The sequence below is a fragment of the Pseudonocardia sp. genome, assembly GCF_025965585.1.
Lineage (GTDB): Bacteria > Actinomycetota > Actinomycetes > Mycobacteriales > Pseudonocardiaceae > Pseudonocardia.
The window spans coordinates 1-2,935 of the sequence record NZ_JAOPWR010000496.1; the positions used below are offsets into that span (position 1 = coordinate 1).

Consider the following 2,935-nt stretch of genomic DNA (forward strand, 5'->3'; position numbering starts at 1 on the left):
CGAAGCCCGGCATGTCGGGCACGACCACGTCGAACGCGTCGGCGGGGTCGGCGCCGTGCGCGCCGGGGTCGGTGAGCAGGGGGATGACCTTCGCGTAGCGCCAGAACGAGTCCGGCCAGCCGTGGCACAGGACCAGCGGCAGGACGGGCCCGGCCGGCGCGGGGGCCCGGACGTGCACGAAGTGGATCCCGAGGCCGCCGAGCGGGACGCGGAAGCGGGGGAGCCGGCCCAGCGCCGCCTCCTGCGCCGGCCAGTCGAACCCGTCCGCCCAGTAGGCGACGAGCTCGCGGAGGTAGGCGAGGTCGGTCCCGAGCGACCACCCGGCGTCCTCAGGCGTGTCCGGCCAGCGCGTCGCGCGCAGCCGCGCGCGGAGGTCCTCGAGCGCCGCGGGGGCGGTCTGCGAGGTGAACGGCTCGGGGCGGGGCCGGGCGTCCGGCATGAGACCCACCCTACGGGCCGCGCCGCGCTACTACGGGACCTCGCCGATCCAAGCTGGCTGTACGGCGGGCCTGGGTCGGGCACGCAGGACGGCGGCTCTGAGCGAGCAGCAGGCGGCTTCACCGCTCGCACGCCGTCCGTACGACCTCCGCCCGCCGCGGTCTGCACGTGGCTCAACAGCGGCATCCCGGCCCCTCAGGTGGCCGCCTGGGGCGGGGCGCAGCCTGGACGTCCTGCTGCGGGTCTACGCCAAGTGCATCGCGGGCCGGGAGGACGCCTCGCGGCGTCGGATCGAGGAAGCGTTGCGCGATGGCGGTTGATCGCGACCACGTAGCGACCGCGAACCCCGTAAACAGCCGGACGGAGCGATACATGTCCGGACAACCACAAAAGCGGCCTCCGTCCAGCTTTGCGCTGGTCTTCAGCCGGTGCGGAGCGTGGAGATCTGCTCGGTGTCGTAGCGGGCCCGAACGGCGGCGATGGCATCGATGTCGGGGGGCCCGTCGATGGCCAGAACGTCGGCGAGGTCCTGGAAGTAGCGTTCGTGGCCGGGCGGAGAGGTGAAGAAGATGAAAGTGGCCGGTAGCGGGCTGCGGTTGGCGATCGAGTGGGCCATGCCCTTCGGCACGAATACGAAGGTACCTGGACCGCCGACGACGCTGCGTTCTCCGGCTCTGGCTTCGATCTCACCGTCAACGACGTAGAAGTACTCCTCGATGCGGCTGTGCCGATGGGCGCCGGTATCGAAGCCGGGAGCGGCTCTCATCTCGAACGCCGAGCCGCCATCCGCATCCCCGGCCCCGTTGAGAAACAGTACTTGGGTTCCCTTCAGCCAGACTCCATTCGCCTCGCCCGGCTGGCGGATGATTCCCTTGTCGGACATCTCGACTCCTCTCGTCGAACCGTCCCCTCAGCCTCCGCCGATGTGGTGGCGCTGTCGCGCGTCGAGGTGACGCTCCAAGTGTCACGGTGGTGACGTTGAGTCCCTCGGGGCGCGCGTCGCGGCCCACGCCAGCGCCTCGGGATCGTCGACGACGACGGCCGACCGTCGACGTTCGACGATGCGTGCTGTTTCTAGGCCCTTGAGAACCCTGCTGACACTGGCTCGAGAGGTGCCCGCCAAGCCGGCCAGTCCCTCCTGGGTGAGCGGGATGACGGTGCCGGCTTTGCCCTGGCCGTAGAGCTGGGCCAGGGCAGTCAGCCGGCGCAGCACCCTGATCTCGACGGGTACGAAGAGCGCTTCGACCAACGCGGCGGCAAAGGCCCGGACCTCGGTGGCAAGTAGGTCGATCAGCACTTGCCCCATGGCTGCGTTACCCAGGCAACGCGAGCGCAGGTGATCGGCGTCGATCATCACCGTCACCGCTTCGTCCAGGGCGATCGTGGTCCCGTAGCGGTGGGCCGTGCCCGACTGAAGTGCGAGAAGCCCGAACGTCTCGCCCGGCCCGAACACACGGTAGGTGACGGTTTCCCCGGTCTCGAGGAAGGCGCACGAGGCGACATGCCCGCGCTCGATGAGATGAACCGAATCCGCTCGATCCCCCTCGTGGAATACGACCTCGTCGCGCCGGTATCGGCGGCGGCGCCCCATCCCGAGCAGCTCGTCCCGGTCGTACTCTGTGAGCCCTCGGATAAGCGGCCAGACGGGAACGCCTCGGTCATCCATGTGCTCTCCCGGTTTCACGAACGACGGCCGCCTGATCGTCGTCGGCCCGGCCGTGCTGCGGGGTCGGGGATGTGATGCGAGGCGCGGGCACACACCGAAACCAACCCGTCTCGGTGGGGAATGTCCAGGGCGGATGGAGCGGACAGTGCGCGAGGCCGCGTATGCCGCGCGGTCGACGGCCTGGACGGCTGCACCGCGTAGCGAAACTGGCTCAATGAATCGGTGACGCTTCCTGGGAGAGGGGCCTGGTAGGCCGGACCGACGGCCGCACCCGGGCCGGAGGTGGACGCCCCCATCCCGGAGACCTGGCCGCCCAGCGAGGGCCGTCTCTTCCGTAACGTGCTGATGATCGGCGACGACGTGCTGCACGTGGGGCTCTGGATCAGCGTGCCGATCTTCCCAGGCGTCCGGGTCGGGGGACGGGTGGGCGGCCGGACCCGGCGACGCAAGAACAGCGGGCCCGATGTGGGTGCCGTCCTCGTGCTGATATTCGCACTGATTCTCCTGGTGTATGCCGTTGTGAAGTTCTGGCAGATCAGCCTTGCGGTTCTCGCGGCGTTGCTGCTGATCGCCACCCCGTTCCTGATCGTTCAACGGCGCAAGAGGACCACTCCAGTCGCGTCGCCCGCCTCCGTACCGCCTGCCCCGTCGGTCGATGAACTCGCTGCTCGGACTGCGTTCTTCGTAGCTCAAGCAGAAGCTGCGCGGGAGCGGGCCCGGCAGATCCGTGCGGCCCGACCGCACGTCCCGCCACCGCCGTCAGAGCTCGGGCCGTCCTACACGCCCCGTGGGCTGATGGGGACCAAGAAGCGCCAGCGACCAGCGAGCCCC

At 69.6% G+C, this 2,935-nt stretch carries 4 protein-coding genes; 1 reads left to right on the forward strand and 3 read right to left on the reverse strand.

What is annotated here, in order from left to right:
* From JWR81_RS30325 to JWR81_RS30335, 3 genes are all read right to left on the reverse strand, one after another.
* On the reverse strand, positions 1–439 hold a 439-nt coding region (locus tag JWR81_RS30325), incomplete at its 3' end, for an epoxide hydrolase (protein WP_297660724.1).
* Positions 440–859: 420 nt separating this feature from the next.
* Positions 860–1,321: a cupin domain-containing protein gene (locus JWR81_RS30330; protein ID WP_297660727.1), complete on the reverse strand. Its 462-nt coding sequence runs from the start codon at positions 1,319–1,321 to the stop codon at positions 860–862.
* A gap of 81 nt (positions 1,322–1,402) precedes the next feature.
* Positions 1,403–2,104, reverse strand: coding sequence for a Crp/Fnr family transcriptional regulator (locus JWR81_RS30335; RefSeq protein ID WP_297660730.1), 702 nt, complete (start codon positions 2,102–2,104; stop codon positions 1,403–1,405).
* Positions 2,105–2,386: 282 nt separating this feature from the next.
* Between JWR81_RS30335 and JWR81_RS30340 the strand changes: the two genes are divergently transcribed.
* Positions 2,387–2,935: hypothetical protein (locus tag JWR81_RS30340; RefSeq protein ID WP_297660741.1), on the forward strand; the 549-nt coding region annotated here is incomplete at its 3' end.

What these genes read in the sequence shown, in the direction of transcription:
- JWR81_RS30330 (WP_297660727.1), bottom strand. Translation starts at nt 1,321, where the DNA reads ATGTCCGACAAGGGAATCATCCGCCAGCCGGGCGAGGCGAATGGAGTC.
- JWR81_RS30335 (WP_297660730.1), bottom strand. Translation starts at nt 2,104, where the DNA reads ATGGATGACCGAGGCGTTCCCGTCTGGCCGCTTATCCGAGGGCTCACA.